We start from the raw sequence: 19,782 nt of genomic DNA on the forward strand, positions 1-19,782 counted from the left end.
TCCTTCTTTCACAATCATTTAATCATTCAAAATAGTTGGAGTTATGGCTACCGCTACAGAAACAGGTAAAAGAAATGAGATTACACCTGAAACATCGGACCCAAATACCAGAAAGAAGGGCAGCCTGCAACAAGCCGATGAATCGCCCTCCTTCTTACAGAAGTTTTTTTTAGACCAGTTAAAAGATATGTATTATGCCGAACAGGAGTTACTAAAGGCATTGCCTGAAGTAAAAAATGCGGCCACTACCGAAGAACTGGAAGATGCAGTGGAAGATCATATGAAACAAACAGAACGCCACGTAAAACGGCTGGAAAAGATCTTTCACATGATCGGTCAAAAACCAGAAGGCAAGAAATGTGAAGCCATGGATGGACTGCTCCGGGAATGCAGGAATATTATTAAAGAGACTGAAGAGCATACCATGACCCGTGATGCAGCCCTGATAATTGCCGCACAAAAAATAGAACATTATGAAATAGCCTCCTATGGCGGCCTTGTGGCACTCGCAGTTACTCTTGGCCTGGAACGGGCAGCAGATATACTGGATAAAACACTGGCAGAAGAAGAAGATACAGATCAGTTGCTGACCGACATTGCAGAAAGCTACATCAATGTAGAAGCAGAACATGAAGGTGCATACAACTGGGATAAAAAAATATGGGTAGTTTAACGAAAGGCAAAAGGCAATGGGCAGTGGGCAATGGGGGAATACAGAGCTGTCTGCCTATTGCCATTTGCTGTATTCCAGGTCTGCCTTCGGCCGCCGAAGCCTTGCCGTAGGAGACCGTTTGCCGTCTGCCATCTGCCGTTTGCCGTTTGCCGTTTGCCGTTTGCCGTCTGCCGTCTGCCATCTGCCGTCTACCGTTTGCCATCTGCCGTCTGCCATCTGCCGTCTGCCGTCTGCCGTCTGCCTTTTGTATTTCCTATTGCCTACTGCCCATTGCCTTTAAAAACAACCTCCCATGGACATCATCATAGAAACCCCCAAAGGAAGCCGGCAAAAATATACGTACGATAAAGAATTGAAACTATTCAGGCTAAAGAAAGTGCTGGCGGCCGGACTGGTATTCCCATACGACTTTGGATTTATTCCCGGCACAAAAGGCGAAGACGGCGATCCATTCGATATTTTAGTACTTTCGGAGTTCCAGGGATTTCCAGGTTGTGTGGTAGATGTTCGCATCGTGGGTTGTTTACCAGCCATGCAAACCCATGCAAAAAAATCTTTCCGCAACGACCGGTATATCGGTATTCTGGAACAAAGCACCGTTTATGAACGCATTACGAGCCTGGAAGAATTACCCATGTCAATAATCGACAGCATCAAACTGTTCTTTACAACTTATTTGCAAGCCGAAGGAAAGACCGTTCATTGGGAGAATGACATGAATGCGCTCCAGGCGATAGAAGTCATTAATAAGGCGGTGGGCGCAAGTCGGGAAACGTGAAAGGCAACCTTTCAACCATATCAACCTGTCTTCCTGGTCAACTGATCAATGCTACTTCATGTCTTTCTCTATCTTAGCAAAATCAATCCCCCTTTCCACAAAATCCGCCTGGCTATGCAACCTGGCTTTATCATTAAACCCACACGCTACCGCTTTTAACAGGTCAGCCTCCACGGCAGCCAGGTCATTAAGCCGGGCATGCAGAATAGCAGAAAAGTACCACGCCTCGCTGTTGGCAGGATCAACCATTTTATACAGGTTAACATAGTACTCAGCACCTACATCGCGGTGATTGCCCACCAGTTGGTTACTAAAAGAATAAAAGGCCAGTGATAAATACGCCAGTAATCGCTGATACATGGCGCCTTCGGCCGTAGAAGCCTTTGCTTTTGTTTGCAGATCGGCAATTTCTTTTGTCCAGTAAACCATATCGCCCCCGTTGAACTGCTGCGCGTAGTGGGCTTTGATCTGCTGTTCGCGTTGCAGCAACTGTTGTTGCGCTTGCGCCTGTTGTTTATATGCAGCCATAGCGGTAAGGGAAGCAGCCTTATTACTAAACCAGCCAGCATCAGCGGACAGGTTCTTTAACAGATTGCTGGCGAGGGCACATTCAGCCGCGGCTTTTACCAGGTCATTGGCGTTGATAAAAGATTCAACTGTTTTTTTACTGTTGGCAGCAAACGATTTGATCAATGTTTCATCCACCGGCAACTGTTTGTTACGCATGGCATCGAACTGCAAACCGGCAAAAGCAATGTCCATTGTTTTTTCAGGTGCCCATTCATGTTTGCCATTGAAAAACAACAGGCGGTGCGGAGTGGTTGTTTTATTGAGTTCGGAGGAAATGGCTACCAGTTCGGTCATATTCATATCACCTTCACCAGTTATTCCGGTAAAACTGAATGCGTAATTACTGGCGTCCGCCCCATCAGGCAAACCGGCACCGTTGGCAATAACCCCTTTAATTTCGGGGTGGTTCAGCGCTGCAAAGCCAGCTGCTTTTGCGCCGCCGGAAAACCCGGCTGTATATATCCGTTCAGCATTTATATTAAATCGCTTCCTGGTATCATCCTCCAGGATTTGCCAAATGGCGTCCGTAACATTCCAGTCGTTCCCATTTTTTGAATTATTACTACCAATCAACAGAAAGCCATATTTATCGGCGAGCGCCTTATATTTATTCAATGGCAGCGAACCACTCGCATGCGGATCGAAAAAATAGATCACCGTCAACGCTTTTTTACCTCCGGTTGATGGAATGTAAACAGCATAGGTTTGAGAACCATCAGCCCGGCAAGCGACTGTATCGATCACTTTCCCAATGGCAAAAGAATCGAGTGGGGCAGGGGCAGCCTCTACTACGCCATCCTTTACCGGGTGTTCCGAAGCAGTGGTAGGGTTATTAGCGCAGGCATGAGCACAAAAAGCAGCCAGCAACAATCCCGTACAAGTAGGTATTTTCATCATACGTAAATGGTGAATTCAGTTCGTAAGTTATTAAGTTATTGGGTTCATAGGTCAGAAATTCAAATTAACCTCCGAACTCGGGAACCTACAAACTTAATAACTACGAACCTGGAACCCAGAACGTATAAACTTACTTCTTAGTATGCTTTCTAACTTCAGGCGCCACCTTGGTACCCAACAATTCAATAGCCTTCATCACTTTGTCATGGGGCATGGTGCCCACGCTGATATGCATCAGGAAACGGGTTAAACCCAGCATTTCCTGCTCGTACAGGATCTTTTCAGTAACCTCTTGCGGACTGCCCACCAGTAAAGCCCCGCGTTTGCTCCGCATGGCATCAAATGCCTGTCGGGTCATGGGTTGCCACCCACGCTCTTTTCCCAGTTGCGTCATAACATGGTTGTAGGAGGGATAGAATTCATCTGCAGCCTGTTGGGAAGTTTCGGCAATATATCCATGCGAATGCACGGCCAATTGCAGCTTTTGTTCATCATGACCCGCTTTCTTGTAGGAATCGCGGTACAATTGCGCAAGCCCTTTAAAATTCTCCGGACTACCACCAATAATGGCCATGGCCAGTGGCAGACCGTATGCTGCCGCGCGCATGACCGATTGAGGTGTTCCACCCACGGCTACCCATAAGGGCAGTTCCTGTTGATAGGGCCGGGGATATACACCCAGGTTATTGATAGGCGAGCGGAATTTCCCTTTCCAGCTTATTTTTTCGCTTTTATTCAACTCAAATAGCAGATCGAGCTTTTCAGCAAAAAGGTCATCATAATCATCCAGGTTGTAACCAAACAGGGGAAACGATTCAATAAAAGAACCGCGACCCGCCATGATCTCGGCACGCCCATCACTCAACAGATCAAGGGTGGCAAAGTCCTGGAACACCCGAACAGGATCATCAGAACTTAACACGGTTACTGCGCTGCTTAATTTTATCTTTGTTGTTTTGGCAGCCGCCGCCGCCAGGATAACTGCAGGGGAGGAGGCAATGAAATCAGGCCGGTGATGTTCGCCAACTGCAAAAACATCCAGTCCTACCTGTTCCATTAATGCTACTTCTTCCATCAGGTCTTTCATGCGCTGATGTTGAGAAATAGATTTCCCCGTTACTGGATCGGGTGTTAATTCAACAAACGTACTAATACCAATTTCCATATATGAATATTCCTCTTTTTTAGTATGGTTATAATTTATGTAAGCATGTATCGGCAGTCGGCAATCGGCAGTCGGCAGTCCCTATATTCGATCTCGCTCATCACCTTCGGTCCTCTGCACTAGCTCAGCATGTTGACTCCTTCGCTTTCGCTCAGGAATTTTTAATCAAAACTGAGAACTAGAAAACTGACGAACCAATTAACCCGAAACTCCTAACCTAATAACTCAAGAACTAAATAACTATATAAAACAACCAAATGTATATCAAATTAGTTCATACAAGCTACTATACCCAAGGGAAGTGAGGGGCTATGCAAACGATTGAATTAATTGATTATTAAGACTTAGCTGTATATCCCCGTGAAATGGTATATTCATGGCATGAAACACCTCATTGTAACCATTGCCAGCTACCTGCTTATCACCACCTGCGTATATTCTCAATCTGCCACCAGCGACAAAAGCAGTTACACGCCCACTGCACAAAATATGCAGGCGCGGCAACAGTTCCAGGTCGATAAATTCGGGATGTTCATACATTGGGGGTTGTCGAGCATGCTGGCCGATGGCGAGTGGGTAATGAATAACCGGAACATCAAAGTCGTTGATTATTCCCGCCTGCTGCACGCCTTCAATCCTGCTGATTTTAATGCGGCGCAATGGGTAGCCACCGCTAAAAATGCCGGGATGAAATACATTGTTTTCATTACCCGCCACCACGATGGATTCTCAAACTGGGATACCAAATATTCCGACTGGAAAATAACCAATACACCCTATGGGAAAGATGTACTGAAAATGATCTCGGAAGAATGCCGTAAACAGGGTATCAAATTAGGATTGTATTATTCCCTGCTCGACTGGTACCGCACCGATTATCCCAGGGAAACCGGTCGAACCGGACAAGGCACCGGCAGAACTGGAACAGGCGATTATGCCTCGTACCTGCAATTCATGAAGAACCAGTTGACCGAGCTGTTGACCAATTATGGCGATATCATGTGCATCTGGTTCGATGGCCATTGGGACCAAACCAATCCCGAGGGACAGGCTGACCGTACTTCGCGCATCGACTGGAAGTATAATGAGATCTATGAGCTCATTCATAAATTACAACCACAATGTATGATCGGTAACAACCATCATATGACACCCTTTGCCGGGGAAGATTTTCAAATGTTTGAACGCGATCTGCCAGGTGAGAACAGATCGGGATTGAGTTTTCAAAAACCGTCAGATGCCCTGCCATTGGAGACCTGTGAAACGATCAATGGCGCCTGGGGTTATAATATCACCGACCGCAAATATAAAACGGTGAACGAGGTAGTTCGGTTGCTGGTAGGCGCTGCTGGCCGCGATGCCAACCTGCTGCTGAATGTAGGGCCTATGCCAACCGGCCTGATACAATCAGAATTTACCGATACGCTGGCACAGGCCGGGAAGTGGTTGCAACAATATGGTGAAAGCATTTATGGTACCCGTGGCGGGCCACTCAAACCGCAAGACTGGGGTGTAACCACCCAAAAGGGTAAGTTCATCTATTTACACGTTTTCAAAGCGCCCGACGCCAATGTGATCCTGCTGCCTGATGGAAAGCTTAAAATAAAACAGGTAAAAGTTTTGGGTGCCAATACGCCGGTGAAATACACCAAAATGAGAAATGGAGTGGCTATTTCTACGGAAGGAATTTCCATTACCGAACCGGATACGATCATCGTTATTGAACAATCTTAATACTGTTAATAGGTTCGTAGGTTATTATGTTCTTAGGTTCAACCCCAAAAACTTAATAACCTACGAACTTACAAACAGTCTTCGTTTAAACCATAGCCAATATTTTACCTCCTCCAACATACTTGATGATTTCCACCTCTCCCCGGTCCATGGCGCCAAAGGCAATACCAACGCCCAGTAAACAACTGTAGTTGTTCTCACCGGCCTCTTTAATAATTGCCTGCCGCATATCCATTATATTGCACGTCAGCGTAACAGCCTTACTTTGCTGTGATATGGTAAACCAGTCGCTATGCGCCATCTTAAACGAATTCGATGGTCGGGTATGATAACCTGATTTCAAACAATAGCCCCTGAAATTGAAAAATACATCCGGTACCATTCCCAAAACCGCAATAAACTTATACCAGCCAAAATTTCCTGGTAAAAAGAAATTTACATTTGGTATTAATTCAGGAAAAGTAACAGATGCTTCCAGCGCGTCTTTCGACAGCGTATATTTCAACGGATTGGCAATGATACTTTCGAACGAAGTGCGGCGATTGAGATTAATTCCCTCCAACAATTTGGGATTTTTAGTGAGTTCTATATTTCGTTCGCCGAGGTCACTTACGGTGTCCAGCCCCTGAATAGGTTTAAACATTGCATTCAGCGGGCCTGCCAGGTTATAGTCGCCGAGCAATTTCATGGGGCGTAAGATGTTCATTACATGGGAGCTGATGGTCGCCCTTCCGCCAAATTCCATATTGTATCTACGCGTATTTTCAAAGGCATCATGGGTTTTTACCATCCGACTGGAAGGACCGCCCTTCCTTCGAACGACCGGTTCATCAGATCCCCGGATCTTATAAACGGAGAAATCACTTAGATCTCCGATAATTTCTAACATTTTTTTGTACCTGCTCATAAAGATTGGTTTAATGGTCATGAAGATAGCCGTAAGCCGTAAACGCAAAGTGAATACAACTTTCGGACCAGTTTACTTCATGTAATTTACATAAAATATGTAACTTCGACCTTACGTTAGAGTTATATATTTCCACATTTTTATCTTTCTCAGCAAAAGGCAATTCTTACTTTACGCCATCCGCTACTTTCAGCCTCTCTTTATTCTCTCTTTAGTCTCTCTTTAGTCTGTCTTGATTCGCCTGTGGTTCATATATGCACCACATGAGGTTCACTAATATCCTCACCATGTCCCCCAGGTGTTTAGCACATGTCCTGTACATATCCCGTTCCTTTATAGGTACAGCACATATACAGGATATGTACGGGATATATACGGGATATGTACGGGACATCCCTACATCTCATATGAATATAACCTAATACAAGAGTGAATCCGGAGTGAATAATGAGTAGAAAAGCAGTGGGCAATGGGTCTCAGCTGAGCCGAGAGGAATAGGCTCGCGAAATTTGAAACTCGCTTCTGGCAGACGGCAAAAGGCAGACGACAGACGTGAAAAAGACAAAGACAGTAGGCAGAAATTCATGAATGGTGCTCGCCTGCGGCTCGACATTTCGGATACCCTCAATAACCACCCAATAACTTAATAACTCAAGAACCTACTAACTTAATAACCTACAAACTTACAAACTCAAAAACTTACAAACTAAATACCTGTAACAAATTAGTGAACAGTGATACATATAACGCGTATGAGATAGAAAGCGGTGACTGGTCAACCAATACTAAGGTAAATAGGTATTATTGGACAGATAAGATTGCTTTCCTATCAAATACATTTTATTTGCATGCTTTTTCTATTTAGGATTATTTAAACCTTAAAATTAATTATGAAAAGAGTAATTCTCCTCGGTACTATGGCTTCTGTTCTCGTTTTATCGGCTTGTAAAGGCGGTAACAAGAAAGAAGAGACCAGCGAAAACGCTGCAACTGCATCCCAATCATCCACTCCTGCTGAAGAAACCAAACCGGCTGCCAATCAGCCCAAAGAATACAAGGTAACTTTTACACCCGATTCAGCCATTATAGGCAAAAAGAAAGAAGCACTTGTAAAGATCCTGGGTGCCACCGCCATGGCCATGACCGATCCCGATGGCAAAGACAATGGCGTTGAACTGGTAGTAAAACTGCAGGCTACCAATAAAGCGCATATCAATGAAGGATACAACATTTCTGTTTCGTATTCCAACAGCCGCCTGCAATTAGACAACGGCACCAACGTTACCTGCAAAACCGGCACCGATTACCTGAGAGCTGAACCTGAAGCTACTGGTAAAGAAGAAAGCTGGACATACGAAATCCCTGCCGGCGCCAAACCAACCGCATTGAACCTGTTCATGGACGATACCCGCGTTTCTGTAGGTATTACCATGAGCGAAAAATAGTTAAAAGGCAATGGGCAATGGGCAGTAGGCAATGGGCCTCGTCGGCAATGCCGGGCCTTTTTAACCTTTAGGTCCAGGCTCTGTCGTAAAACATACTAAGCTACAAGCATACATGCTTGTAGCTTTTTTTATGCCTTGTACCTTCTGCCGTTGCTTGCAGCGATCTTCAGCCTTCTGCTAATATTGCTGAATAAATAGTAAACAAGCCCCCCGTAGATACTAAGAATTTGTCGTTAGTTAGTGATAGCAACGATTGTGCGCGCAAATCCTGCCTTTTTATTGACCATTTAAACCATCTCACATGCAACAATTGTATTGCCAGATCAAACGTTTGCCTAAACATTGGCAAACGACGTTACTGCTATTGTTTGTTTTATGTACAAATTTTTCATTACCGGCTTTTACACAAGCCAAACTTACTGCTACCGGCAGTTCTGGAAGCGGCTACCCGGTTATTACCGCAGCCGGGTTTGCTTATGAAGACCCCGATTGCGTGCACAGCTCTTTTGGCCCACATGTTACCCAGGCATTTGATGCAGATCTGAACAAGAATGTTTTTGTATTCCACAGCCATATTGTTGATGACAATGACCGCTGTACCAATTTCGACCGGGTTCGTATGGAAATCAAAGGCAACAACAGCACCACCCAGCACACAGAAGGGCAAACGGCCTGGTACCGCTGGAAATTCAAATTAGACGCCAACTTCATAGGCGGCTCTTCCTTTTGTCATATTTTTCAGATCAAAGCCTATACAGGCGACGCAGGCGCCCCCCTCATCACCATTACACCAAGAGCTTCTGTACTGGAAGTTATTCATGATGGCGGTGATGAAGCCGGCTCAGTTGACCTGGGCAAATTGATCTCAGTTGACCTGGCCCCCTTCAAAGGCACGTGGGTGGAAGGATATGTAAAGTATACCAGCAGTGATAATGGTTCTTTTGAGATAACATTGAAAAGAGTAAGCGATGGCGCCACGCTGTTGAGCTATAGCAAAACCAGCGGCATCGACCTATGGCGAACCGGTGGTGGTCATAACCGTCCCAAATGGGGAGTTTACCGTTCCAAGAACAGCACCGGTTTACGCGATGAACAGGTGCGATTCGCTGATTTCTGCGTATCGGAAAGCAGTGAATCGCAATGTCCAAGCGAAGCTGGCTCAGGTGGTGGCGGTGGTACCTTTTCCGGTTATTACCGGTTAACACCCCGGCACAGCGGCAAAGCCCTGGTTGTGCAGAATGCGGCTACCAGCAACAGTGCAGCCGTTATACAATACACTTATGGCGGCAGTAGCACTAATGATGAGTGGCAACTGCAAAGCATTGGCAGTGGCTATTACCGCATCATCAACCGCAATAGCAGTAAAGATATGGTGGTGCAAAGCGCCTCCACCAGCGACGGCGCTGCCATTATTCAATACACCTATGGCGGCAGCAATACCAATGACGAATGGCAACTGGTCGACAACGGCGGCGGATATTACCGCATTGTCAATCGCATGAGCGGCAAAGTAGTGGAAGTAGCGGGAAGTTCCACCGTTGACGGGGCGGCTGTACAACAAAATACCTGGAATGGCGGCACCAATCAACAATTCGAACTGGAAAGCCTGGCCGCAGCAAGACAGAAAACCATGAACACGGCCATCACTGAACCCACATTGAATGAAGCAAGCCTTCGCTTTCAAAACCCCATAGCAGGCAGTACAGTTATTAGTTTAACACTGCCGGAAAGCGGTCTCACCAATGTAACCATCTTCGATCAAACGGGAAGAGCCGTAAAGGTATTAGTAAACAGCCCCCTCAATAAAGGCAGCCACAGTATAACATTGAACCAGCAGGCTATTGCAGCCGGCACATATTTTATCAGGCTGGTGCAGAATGATAAAAAGATTACCCGGCAGTTGATAAAACAATAACGGCCCGGAACATTTGAGGTAGGAAGTAGGAGGTAGGAGGTAGGAGGTAGGAGGTAGGAAGCTCGCGAACTTTCATACTTCTTACTTTTTACTTCTTACTTCATACTTCTTACTTCTTACTTCCTACTTCTTACTTTTTACTTCTTTCTTCTTACTTCTTACTTTATCTACCATCACTTCTATCTTCAACCGTCTGCTGCCTTTCCTGGTCAATTGGCCTACTGGTCAACCCTTTCAACTTTGGAAACAGGGTGATCCACCCTTTGGCGGATGATCCACCTTTTGCCTTTCATCTCTGCCCTCTGCCTTCTGCCCTTTGCCTATTGCCTATTGCCCATTGCTGAATTTATTCTATTTTTAGCCCCATTTTTTATGGCACAACATCCGGAAATAAGAACAGTGAACGTAACCCGCTACGTTACGCCCTTACGCGAGGGCGGTTCGCTGCCTGCCATTGCAGAAGCTGATGACGGCTTTATGTACGTACTCAAGTTCAGAGGGGCAGGACAGGGGATAAAAGCGCTGATCGCAGAACTGATAGGAGGCGAAGTAGCCCGGGCACTTGGGCTAAAAGTACCAGAACTGGTGCTGGCCAACCTGGATACCGCCTTTGGCCGTACCGAGCCCGATGAGGAAATACAGGACCTGTTAAAAGCAAGTGTGGGACTGAACCTGGCATTGCACTATTTATCGGGCGCCATCACGTATGACCCGGCGGTGATAAAGATCGAACCGCGGCTGGCGTCACAGATCGTCTGGCTTGATTGTTTGCTGATGAATGTTGACCGCACAGCCCGCAATACCAATATGCTCATCTGGCAAAAAGAACTTTGGCTGATCGATCATGGCGCTACTTTATTTTTCCATCATAACTGGCAAAGCTGGAAAGAGCAGGCACTAAAACCATTTGTGCAGGTAAAAGACCATGTTTTGCTGCCCCAGGCATCGCAACTCATTGAAGTGGATGCCGAATGCAGGACCATGCTTACACCCGAACGCATCCGCGCTATTGTTGATCTGGTGCCTGATGAATGGCTGGCAACCGACCTGGCCGAAGCATCTGTTGCAGAGCGCCGCCAGGTGTACGCCGATTTTTTAATAACCCGAATTGCCTCGTCACACATTTTTGTAAAAGAAGCCCAACATGCAGGAAAAATACTTATTTGAATACGCTGTTATCCGTATGGTGCCCAGGGTAGAACGGGAAGAGTTTTGCAATGTGGGCATTATTCTGTTCAGCAAGGAGCGAAAATTTTTGCAGGCCATGCATACGGTGAATGAGACCAAGGTAAAAGCACTGGATGAAAAAGCCGATATCGCCGAAATTCAGGCCTACCTGCAGGCATTTGAAAAAATTTGTCAGGGCGCCAAAGATGGCGGCCCCATTGCCCAGCTGGATATGCCATCCCGGTTCCGCTGGCTGACCGCACAACGCAGCACCATTTTACAAACATCACGCGTGCATCCGGGGTTTTGCCAGAACCCGCAGGAGGCATTGGTACGCCTGCACCATCAACTGGTTTTATAACTCGTTCATTGAGAACAATTCTTTAGCCAAAATTCCGTTTATAACGGGTCAATCTGTTAGAAAAATCCAATATCTGTCATGGCATAGTGTTTGCTCATCACCGATGACTCTGATTCTATGCTGTTAAAACCAATTTCACATGAGCTTTATGTGTCCGCCGGATGATTTCCCAGCACAAAAAAGTGCAACCTCGCCTGTCAGTTATCCCCTTTTTTTGTCACGCGCCCGCCTACGTCCGTATGACATTTCTCAGGTTGAGAAATGATAATTATCAATTTGAAATCATTGTATTAAATGGGGGTTCTTTAACATTTGTTTTGTTACCTTTGCGACGCTAAAAAAACAGACGTATCTACCCCCACCGGCAAATAAAGCGCTCCTGAGTAGTAGCATTTTATCGGAAGTAAAAGTTGATACTAAAATAATTTTCGCATTATTATGCCTAAAGTAACCTTTAACAATAAAGACAAGAGTTTTTTCAATACTTTAAAGTCATCTGTTGATCAATATTTTGCCACGCAGAATATAAAAAAGACCGGTAACTGGGCGCTGTATTCCAAAACGGCAATTCTGGCGCCTGGAGCGATCGTGATCTACGCATTACTGCTGTTTTTGCCGATGCCTGCCTTTTTGGCCATCGCACTTTGCTGTGTCCTGGGTTTTGTTCTGGCCAGCATTGGTTTTAATGTAATGCACGATGCCTGTCACGGCAGTTATTCAAGCAAAGGCTGGGTGAATGAAACCATGGCCCTTAGCTCGAACCTGTTGGGTGGCAATACCTACATCTGGAAATTCAAACACAATATTGTTCATCACACCTATACCAACATCGATGGGGTTGACGATGATATCGCCCTGAGCCCCCTGATGCGTCAGTGTGAAACCCAAAAATGGCTTCCGCCACACCGGTTCCAACACGTATATGGTTTCGTACTGTATGCGTTCACTTCACTGGCCTGGTTCTTTGTGATGGACTTTACCAAATATTTCAACCAGAAAGTACACACCACGCCCATGACCAAAATGGATGCCAAGGAGCACGTGATCTTCTGGGTAAGTAAATTGTTGTACGCTGCCTTATTTGTGGTTGTTCCTATCCTGCAATTAGGCTGGCTGCCCTGGATGTTTGGTTTTATAGCACTGAACCTGACCCTGGGTTTAACCCTGGCGGTTGTATTTCAGCTGGCACACGTGGTAGAACATACCGAATTCGTACATGCCGACGAGGTGGAACCCATGAAAATTGAGAACGAATGGGCTATTCATCAGGTACGGACCACCGCTAACTTTGCGCCCCGTAATAAATTTATCAGCTGGTATGTGGGTGGATTGAACTACCAGGTTGAACACCACCTGTTCCCCCGTATCAGTCACATACACTATCCTGCTATCAACCGCATTGTAAAACAAACCTGTGCGCAATTCAATATTGCCTACAATGAGTTCCCTACCATGCAGCAGGCAATTGCTTCACACTATCGGATGATCCGTGAGCTGGGTAAAAGACCAGCTTAAATAAAGTAACAAATAATTGTAAAGGGCCTTTAGGGGCCCTTTTTTATTTTATACCGTTTTACGGTAACATCCCTCTTTTTAAGTGATTGATATCAGCAGCCAGCCCTATTGATAAGAATGGTAAATAGCTTAGAGCGCTAAATACCATTCTTATTAATTCTTAAACTTAAGTTATGAGGAATGTGCTGCGTTTCGGTAAGTCGTTGCTCGTTGCGGGTGTATTATTTACATCTGTAAACTGTATGGCCCAGGTAAGGGAAAAATGGGTGAAAAGGCAAAACGGAGATGCTAACAATTACGACAAGGCCAATGCTCTGATTGTTGACCAATACTGCAATGTGATTGTAACAGGTTTGAGTGAAGGCAAAGGCTCTGGTTATGACTATGCCACTATTAAGTACAGCGATGAAGGAGAAGCCAAATGGATAAAAAGGTTCAATGGCCCGGCAAATGGGGATGATGAGGCTGCTGCTACTGCCATTGACAACAAAGGGAATGTATATGTAACCGGATTGAGTACAGGCAGCGGAACCGAAACCGACTTTGCCACTATTATGTACGATGAGGAAGGAAATACAAAATGGGTTCAACGGTTTAACGGGCCCGGAAATGGAGCTGATATAGCTACCGCCATTGCCGTGGACAAAGATGGGAATGTATATGTAACGGGACATAGTACTGGCAAGGGAACCGGTTTCGACATTACCACTATTAAATACGACAACAATGGAAATGCCAAATGGGTAAAAAGGTATAATGGCCCCGGAAATGGGGATGATGAAGCTACAGCCATTGCAATTGACAATAACGGGAATGTGTATGTAACCGGCTGGAGTACCGGCAATGGAACAGGGGGCGATTACACCACCATTAAATACGACAACAATGGCTCGCAACAATGGGTAAACAGGTATAATGGCCCCATCAATGATTTCGATATTGCCAATGCCCTGGCTGTAGATGGCGCGGGCAATGTATACGTAACTGGCTATATAACCAGAATAGAGAACCAGGGTGAAGGCAGTGCCACCGACATAGCTACCATCAAATACAATGCATCGGGTATACAGCAATGGGCAATAATTTATAACAAACAAAGCCGGGATGAAGCCTATGCCTTAAAAATTGACCAGGCTGGAAATGTATACATAACCGGAATGAGCGGCCCAACCGTTGAAGATCCGGAAAACGACTATGTAACCATTAAATACAATACCAATGGCATACAACAATGGGCAGCCATATTTAGCGGTGCTGGTTATGGCTTTTTTGGCTCAGATGCCTTTGCCACCAACCTGGAACTGGATGCTGCGGGAAATGTATATGTAACAGGTGGCAGTTCCATTCGGGCTGAGCTGGACTATGTTACTATTAAGTACAATGCCAATGGCGTTCAGCAGTGGTTAGCCAGTTATGACGGTCCGGGGAATGACATTGACAGAGCATCCGCTATTGGGCTCGACAAAAATGGCAATGTATACATCACCGGACCAAGCAGTCTTGGCAATAATGCCGACTATGCCACCATTAAATACAATTCAGCCGGCATGCAAAAATGGTTAAGGCGGTATAACGGTCCGGGCGGTGAGCTAAAGGGAGGTGATGATGTGGCAACCGCTCTTGCTGTAGATAAGGACGGAAATGTGCATGTAACAGGCGGTATGACCAGGCTCATTACGGGTTCGGACTATACGACCTTCAAGTATAATACAAACGGAGACAGGGATTGGAAAAAAACGTACAACGGCCCGGGCACAGGGCCCGACCAGGCCTCAGCTATAATACTGGATGCACAGGGCAATGTATATGTAACCGGAAGCAGTTTTGGCAAGGGCTCACTGGCCGATTTCACGACTGTTAAATACGACGCAGCTGGCAATACACAGTGGGGAAAAAGATATAATGGTCCTGATAATTTATCTGACAAGGCAAATGCCATTGCAGTAGATGCACAGGGCAATGTATATGTTACAGGAATCAGTACAGCCGGCAATTTATACGGCGATTATGTTACCATCAAGTACGACGCAGCTGGAAATACAAAATGGGTAAAGCGATATAATGGGCCGGGAAACAGTTTGGATGAACCTGTCGCTATTGCGGTAGATGCTTCCGGTAATGTATACGTGACCGGTACAAGTTATGACGTAACAAGCTTTGCCGACTTTGCGACTGTTAAGTACGACGCCAATGGAAACCAGCAATGGGTAGCCAGGTTTAACGCTCCTTACAATGCCGATGATGAACCCAAAAAACTGGTGGTGGATGCCCTGGGCAATGTATTTGTAACCGGTTACAGCTGGGGTAATAGCGGAACAATTGACTATACCACCATTAAATACAATACGGCAGGCGTGCAGCAATGGCTGGCCAGGTACGACTCGCCGGACAATGGTTTTGATACGCCCAATGACTTAACCATTGATGCTGCCGGCAACGTGTATGTAACAGGAAGCAGCGGGAACTTTGGCAGCGGAGCCGACATGACCACCATTAAATACAATGCAGCAGGCGTACAGCAGTGGGCAGCCAGCTACGACGCCGCCAATTCTGAAGATATAGGCAATGCGCTGGCAGTAGATGCCCAGGGAAATGTATATGTAACGGGGTCTAGCCGGCTCGATAACAACTTATTTGAAGACTACGCCACTGTAAAGTACAATGCAAAAGGGGTGCAGCAATGGGTGGCCAGGTATACCGGACCCGGCAACCACACGGATATGCCTACAGGTATTGGCCTGGACAAAAATGGCAATGTGTATGTTACCGGCTACAGCTTTGGCGACGGTACTTCGAACGATTATACCACCATCAAATATGAGCAAACACCGCTCGTAACTATGAGCTCGGCCATCGATCCCGTGCCCAATAACCTGGCTATAGAGCAACGGGAACCAGCTAAACTAACAGTAAAAGCATTCCCCAATGCGTTCACACAATACATTAACCTGCAATGGAGTGGCAGCGATGGACCGGTAACCATTACCATTACGGACAATATGGGCCGGCTGGTTGACAAAAGGACCGGCCTGGCCGCCAGCGGCACCCTGCAAACGGGCAATAAGTTTACGCAGGGCGTTTACTTTGCAGAAATAGTACAGGGAAAGGAGAAAATAATAGTGAAGCTGGTTAAGAATTAAGATGGTTTATAATGACCTGTAAGGTGCATCATTTGAGTTTGCCTTAGTAGTGGGTTGATTTGCACCTGACAGGTCATCTTTAATATACAAAGGAAGACCTGTCAGGTCTAAGACATCAGTCTGACTATGCAAGACCCAATGATAGACCTTACAGGTCTTCCTTTTTTTAGATGATATATATCAGCACAATACTCGTTTAAAATATTCTGTAAATAACCTTATTTTGTAAGTGCTTTTACTTACTGGGCATTCCAACCGCATTAAATTCTTATTAGTCCAATAACAACACGTACCCTGACAGCGGTCATTTTTTACATCCTGTTTCCATTTTTCAATTACTTCCTTAAGAAAGGAAGCACCCCTACATCAGTGAACCGAAGCCCTTTTAACAGGTCACTTTATGAAGACAGCACGATCTGTACTCATGACACTATCTACCATAATTATTAATTCTTAAACTTATGTCATGAGAAATTTGCTACTCTGGAAGTCATTGCTTCTTGTATTTGCTTTTTTTATGTCGGTCAACAGTAACGCCCAGGTAACTCAAAAATGGGTGCAACGAGAGAACGGTGATGCTAACAATCCGGACGTGGCCAATGACCTGGTGATTGACCATAATAGCAATGTGATCGTAACGGGTTATAGCAACGGCAAAGGTACCGGTAATGATTATGCAACCATCAAGTACACCGACGACGGAAATACCAAATGGATAAAAAGATATAATGGCCCGGGGAATGGAATCGATCAGGCCACCGCTGATGCCGTGGACGGCAACGGAAATGTATATGTAACTGGATATAGCGAGGGCAGCGGGACCAGCTCTGATTTTGCCACTATTAAGTACGACGCAGATGGAAATACAAAATGGGTAAAAAGGTTCAATGTGCCGGGTAATGGTGACGACCGGGCTATTGCCATTGCCGTGGACGCTGAGGAAAATGTATACGTAACAGGATGGAGTTCACGCATTGGGACGACAACGGGTTATGACATTACCACCATTAAATACAACAAGTATGGAGATACAAAATGGGTAAAAAGTTATGATGGCTTGGGTTTCGACGATCAGCCTAATGACATTGCTGTAGATAAAAATGGTAATGTATATGTAACAGGATATAGTAATAGTAATGACATTGGAACAAATATCGATTATGTCACCATTAAGTACGACAATAATGGAAATCTGCAATGGGCACAAAAGTATAACGGTCCGGCTAATAGTTTCGACAGGGCCAATGCCCTCGCCCTGGACGATTATGGCAACGCATATGTAACAGGCGTTACCACCACGGCCCTGTCTCCGGTTATAAACACCGACATAGCCACCATCAAATACAATGCAGCAGGCGTGCAGCAATGGGTGGCCATTTATAATAACAGGCGTGAGGAAGCAGTTGCCATAGCCGTGGATGCGGCAGGCAATGTGCATGTATTGGGGGCTACCGGATCTGGAAATGAAGACGACGATGGCAGTAAATATGTAACCATTAAATATAATGCCGCAGGCGTACAGCAATGGGCCCAGCTCTTTAGCTTTCCAGGTGCAACTCAGGGCGCTAACCCCGGAGATATGGCACTGGACGCGGCCGGCAATGTATATGTTACAGGTGGGCTTTCCGTGAATGGGGTATTGGATTATGTTACCCTTAAATACAATGCCGCCGGCGTGCAGCAATGGGTTGCTGTATATAACGGCCCCGGCAACAGAGCAGATATAGCAAACGCCATAGGCATCGATAAATATGGCAATGTCTATATCACCGGCTTTAGCTTTATCAATGAACCTGATTATGCCACCCTTAAATACAATAATTCCGGCGAGCGCAAATGGTTACAACGGTATAATGGCCCGGGCGATCAGCTAAAAGGCGGCCCCGATATGGCCAATGCACTTGCGCTGGATGCAGCTTGCAATCCTCATGTAACAGGCGGTATCACCCGGCTTAATACCGGTTTAGACTATGCCACCTTCAAGTACGAAACAGGCGATGGGGACAGGATCTGGAAAAAAACGTACAATGGTCCCGGTTATGGACCTGACGTGGCCAATGCAATAGCCGTGGATAACAACGGTAATGTGTATGCAACGGGAAGCAGCTTTGGCGTGGGATCACTGGCCGACATTGCCACTGTTAAATACGATGCTGCCGGGAATTCCCAATGGGGCAAAAGGTATAATGGCCCCGCCAATTTAAACGATCAGGCAAATGCCATTACGGTTGACAACAAGGGCTTTGTATATGTAACCGGATTTAGTCAAAGTCCAACTGCAACTACGGTAGCAAACCCCGATTATGTCACCATTAAGTACAAAGACAATGGCGACGTAGTATGGATAAAACGGTATAACGGCCCGGGAAATTCTACCGATATCGCCAATGATATTTTCGTGGACGCAAATGGCAATATATACGTAACAGGAGGCAGTTCAGCCAACGGAGCCTCTACCGATTACACCACCATTAAGTACGATGCCAATGGTAATCAGCTATGGGTCGCCCGGTATAATGGCCCATTGAATTTTTCCGATGATGCCAATGCCCTGGCAGTGGATGGTTCCGGCAATGTATATGTAACAGGGGAGAGCTTTGGCAGCGGAACATCAATTGACTATGCCACCGTTAAGTACAATGCAGCAGGTGTGCAGCAGTGGGTACAAAGATATGCAGGGATTGGTGGTGACCAGGCCAGAGACATTGCCCTGGATGCTGCCGCCAATGTGTATGTAACAGGGTTTAGCTCGGGCGACTATGCCACCATAAAATACAATACAGCAGGCACGCAACAGTGGGTGGCCATACACCCTGGAAACAATGCGTTTGGGGCAACAGCACTGGCATTAGACCCTTCGGGCAATGTATATGTAACAGGTGGCAGCAGTACCAGTCCCGGTAATCCTGAAGATTATCTTACCGTTAAGTACAACACAGGGGGCGTGCAGCAATGGGAGATCAGGTATAACGGACCGGGCAACGACCAGGATATAGCCACGGATATCAGCCTGGATGCAGCCGGCAATGTATATATTACCGGGCGCAGCACTGGTAACGGCACCCTGTTCGATTATGCCACCATCAAATATGCGCAGGCACCACTTGTAACTATGAGCTCGGTCACTGATGCTGTGCCTAACAACCTGGCTATCGAGCAACGGGAATCGGCTAAATTATCTGTAAAAGCATTCCCCAATGCCTTCACTTCATACATCAACCTGCAATGGAGCGGCAGCGATAAACCGGTAACCATTACCATCACAGACGATATGGGCCGGCTGGTTGAAAAAAGAATAGGATTAGCTTCCAGCGGCACCCTCCAAACCGGTAATAAATTCGGCAAGGGCGTTTACTTTGCTGAAATAATTCAGGGAGGGGAGAAGATAGTGTTGAAGCTGGTCAAGAATTAAGACAACACCTGATGACCTGTAAGGTGCATCATTTGAGTTTGCCTTAGTAGTGGGTTGATTTGCACCTGACAGGTCATCTTTAATATACAAAGGAAGACCTGTC

General features: G+C 46.0%; 13 protein-coding genes. 10 read left to right on the forward strand and 3 right to left on the reverse strand.

Features of this window, described 5'->3' with window-relative positions:
* Nucleotides 1–43: 43 nt before the first annotated feature.
* Both J7I42_RS15125 and J7I42_RS15130 read left to right on the forward strand, forming a co-directional pair.
* The gene (locus tag J7I42_RS15125; protein ID WP_209139665.1) at nt 44–673 is read left to right on the forward strand and encodes a YciE/YciF ferroxidase family protein; all 630 of its coding nucleotides are present in this window, start codon (nt 44–46) and stop codon (nt 671–673) included.
* A gap of 292 nt (nt 674–965) precedes the next feature.
* Entirely contained in the window at nt 966–1,451 is a 486-nt protein-coding gene (locus J7I42_RS15130) for an inorganic diphosphatase (protein WP_209139666.1), read from the forward strand.
* A 51-nt stretch (nt 1,452–1,502) separates the two neighbouring features.
* On the opposite strand, the gene J7I42_RS15135 is transcribed toward J7I42_RS15130, so the two are convergent.
* Nucleotides 1,503–2,918: a hypothetical protein gene (locus tag J7I42_RS15135; RefSeq protein WP_209139667.1), complete on the reverse strand. Its 1,416-nt coding sequence runs from the start codon at nt 2,916–2,918 to the stop codon at nt 1,503–1,505.
* Nucleotides 2,919–3,048: 130 nt separating this feature from the next.
* Nucleotides 3,049–4,083 (reverse strand): LLM class flavin-dependent oxidoreductase, encoded by a 1,035-nt coding sequence (locus J7I42_RS15140; RefSeq protein ID WP_209139668.1) that lies wholly within the window; start codon nt 4,081–4,083, stop codon nt 3,049–3,051.
* A gap of 381 nt (nt 4,084–4,464) precedes the next feature.
* Between J7I42_RS15140 and J7I42_RS15145 the strand changes: the two genes are divergently transcribed.
* Nucleotides 4,465–5,817 carry an alpha-L-fucosidase gene (locus J7I42_RS15145; RefSeq protein WP_209139669.1) on the forward strand — a complete coding sequence of 451 codons (1,353 nt, stop codon included), beginning with the start codon at nt 4,465–4,467 and terminating at the stop codon, nt 5,815–5,817.
* A gap of 85 nt (nt 5,818–5,902) precedes the next feature.
* On the opposite strand, the gene J7I42_RS15150 is transcribed toward J7I42_RS15145, so the two are convergent.
* Nucleotides 5,903–6,724, reverse strand: a complete 822-nt coding sequence (locus J7I42_RS15150; protein WP_209139670.1) for a hypothetical protein — start codon at nt 6,722–6,724, stop codon at nt 5,903–5,905.
* 890 nt (nt 6,725–7,614) lie between these two features.
* Here J7I42_RS15150 and J7I42_RS15155 point away from each other — a divergent pair.
* From J7I42_RS15155 to J7I42_RS15185, 7 genes are all read left to right on the forward strand, one after another.
* Nucleotides 7,615–8,169 (forward strand): hypothetical protein, encoded by a 555-nt coding sequence (locus tag J7I42_RS15155; protein WP_209139671.1) that lies wholly within the window; start codon nt 7,615–7,617, stop codon nt 8,167–8,169.
* 301 nt (nt 8,170–8,470) lie between these two features.
* A complete protein-coding gene (locus tag J7I42_RS15160; protein WP_209139672.1) occupies nt 8,471–10,084 on the forward strand; it encodes an RICIN domain-containing protein in 1,614 nt (537 codons plus the stop codon).
* Between the two features lie 372 nt (nt 10,085–10,456).
* Nucleotides 10,457–11,251: a HipA family kinase gene (locus J7I42_RS15165; protein ID WP_209139673.1), complete on the forward strand. Its 795-nt coding sequence runs from the start codon at nt 10,457–10,459 to the stop codon at nt 11,249–11,251.
* Nucleotides 11,229–11,612, forward strand: a complete 384-nt coding sequence (locus J7I42_RS15170; RefSeq protein WP_209139674.1) for a DUF3037 domain-containing protein — start codon at nt 11,229–11,231, stop codon at nt 11,610–11,612. Before J7I42_RS15165 ends, J7I42_RS15170 begins: the two co-directional genes overlap by 23 nt.
* A 438-nt stretch (nt 11,613–12,050) precedes the next feature.
* The gene (locus tag J7I42_RS15175) at nt 12,051–13,127 is read left to right on the forward strand and encodes a fatty acid desaturase family protein (protein ID WP_209139675.1); all 1,077 of its coding nucleotides are present in this window, start codon (nt 12,051–12,053) and stop codon (nt 13,125–13,127) included.
* 173 nt (nt 13,128–13,300) lie between these two features.
* The gene (locus tag J7I42_RS15180; RefSeq protein WP_209139676.1) at nt 13,301–16,267 is read left to right on the forward strand and encodes an SBBP repeat-containing protein; all 2,967 of its coding nucleotides are present in this window, start codon (nt 13,301–13,303) and stop codon (nt 16,265–16,267) included.
* A 466-nt stretch (nt 16,268–16,733) separates the two neighbouring features.
* Complete coding sequence (locus J7I42_RS15185; RefSeq protein WP_209139677.1) at nt 16,734–19,679, forward strand: SBBP repeat-containing protein; 2,946 nt, start codon at nt 16,734–16,736, stop codon at nt 19,677–19,679.
* Nucleotides 19,680–19,782: the final 103 nt, after the last annotated feature.

Source organism: Niastella soli, from assembly GCF_017742245.1.
GTDB classification, from domain to species: domain Bacteria; phylum Bacteroidota; class Bacteroidia; order Chitinophagales; family Chitinophagaceae; genus Niastella; species Niastella soli.

What these genes read in the sequence shown, in the direction of transcription:
- J7I42_RS15125 (WP_209139665.1), top strand. Translation starts at nt 44, where the DNA reads ATGGCTACCGCTACAGAAACAGGTAAAAGAAATGAGATTACACCTGAA.
- J7I42_RS15130 (WP_209139666.1), top strand. Translation starts at nt 966, where the DNA reads ATGGACATCATCATAGAAACCCCCAAAGGAAGCCGGCAAAAATATACG.
- J7I42_RS15135 (WP_209139667.1), bottom strand. Translation starts at nt 2,918, where the DNA reads ATGATGAAAATACCTACTTGTACGGGATTGTTGCTGGCTGCTTTTTGT.
- J7I42_RS15140 (WP_209139668.1), bottom strand. Translation starts at nt 4,083, where the DNA reads ATGGAAATTGGTATTAGTACGTTTGTTGAATTAACACCCGATCCAGTA.
- J7I42_RS15145 (WP_209139669.1), top strand. Translation starts at nt 4,465, where the DNA reads ATGAAACACCTCATTGTAACCATTGCCAGCTACCTGCTTATCACCACC.
- J7I42_RS15150 (WP_209139670.1), bottom strand. Translation starts at nt 6,724, where the DNA reads ATGAGCAGGTACAAAAAAATGTTAGAAATTATCGGAGATCTAAGTGAT.
- J7I42_RS15155 (WP_209139671.1), top strand. Translation starts at nt 7,615, where the DNA reads ATGAAAAGAGTAATTCTCCTCGGTACTATGGCTTCTGTTCTCGTTTTA.
- J7I42_RS15160 (WP_209139672.1), top strand. Translation starts at nt 8,471, where the DNA reads ATGCAACAATTGTATTGCCAGATCAAACGTTTGCCTAAACATTGGCAA.
- J7I42_RS15165 (WP_209139673.1), top strand. Translation starts at nt 10,457, where the DNA reads ATGGCACAACATCCGGAAATAAGAACAGTGAACGTAACCCGCTACGTT.
- J7I42_RS15170 (WP_209139674.1), top strand. Translation starts at nt 11,229, where the DNA reads ATGCAGGAAAAATACTTATTTGAATACGCTGTTATCCGTATGGTGCCC.
- J7I42_RS15175 (WP_209139675.1), top strand. Translation starts at nt 12,051, where the DNA reads ATGCCTAAAGTAACCTTTAACAATAAAGACAAGAGTTTTTTCAATACT.
- J7I42_RS15180 (WP_209139676.1), top strand. Translation starts at nt 13,301, where the DNA reads ATGAGGAATGTGCTGCGTTTCGGTAAGTCGTTGCTCGTTGCGGGTGTA.
- J7I42_RS15185 (WP_209139677.1), top strand. Translation starts at nt 16,734, where the DNA reads ATGAGAAATTTGCTACTCTGGAAGTCATTGCTTCTTGTATTTGCTTTT.